This is a genomic window from Streptomyces sp. LS1784, from assembly GCF_020103755.1.
Taxonomy (GTDB): Bacteria; Actinomycetota; Actinomycetes; order Streptomycetales; family Streptomycetaceae; genus Kitasatospora.
Genome location: NZ_JAHSQD010001233.1, coordinates 1 through 699, shown reverse-complemented (window position 1 = coordinate 699; position 699 = coordinate 1). Strand labels below are relative to the sequence as shown.

Genomic DNA, 699 nt, shown 5'->3' with positions numbered 1-699 from the left:
GGCGGCCGGACTGCGCGGCCCGGTCCAGCGCCTGCGCCTGCGTCCCGTCCAGCCCGAGCGCCTCCGCCAGGGCCCGTACGGTGCGCCGCTGCGGTCCGCGGGTGCGGCCGCGTTCCATGTCCCCGAGGGCGCGCAGGCTGACACCGGCGGCCGCGGCGAGCTCCTCCTGGGTCAGGCCCGCCGCCACCCGGTGCCCGGCCAGCAGACGGCTGAACTCGTTCGCGTCCGTGTCCGTACCGCCCCCGGCCGCCATGCCCCGCCCCCACTCCGTCGGTCCTGCGCAGTTCCGCACTTCCGCCTGGAGTCGCCTCCGGCGGTTCGTTCCAGGCAGAAGTATGCCCCGGTCGGGGAGTTCCTCCTACTTCGCTCGTCGGCAGGGTATCCGCCCAGGTCAGACGGAATGTGCGCGGGCGGGGCCGCCGGGCGGGGGGCGGTTGCACGGGGGAGCGAACCGCCGATAGTTCCGCCTGTGGTTCCGCTGGTCGAACAGCGGTTTCCCGCCACCGGCCCGACGGATCCCTACCCGAGCCGTCTCTCCTGCGCGCCCTCGACCGTGCGCCCGAGGGCGTCCAGCAGGTCGGCGAGCAGGCCGTGGGAGCGGGCTTCCAGGGCCGGATCGCCGACGGTGCGGCCGAGGGCGACGGCGAGCCGGGCCGAGGAGAGCGCGGCGTCCCGGCGGCCGAGGGCGTGCAGGGCGCG

General features: G+C 76.5%; 2 protein-coding genes. Both read right to left on the bottom strand.

Annotated elements, in window-relative coordinates:
• Positions 1-253 (bottom strand): helix-turn-helix transcriptional regulator (locus tag KS423_RS46725; protein WP_224285690.1); only part of this gene is annotated, 253 nt, incomplete at its 3' end.
• Positions 254-519: 266 nt separating this feature from the next.
• The coding region (locus KS423_RS46720; protein WP_374120204.1) for a hypothetical protein at positions 520-699 on the bottom strand (180 nt) is incomplete at its 5' end.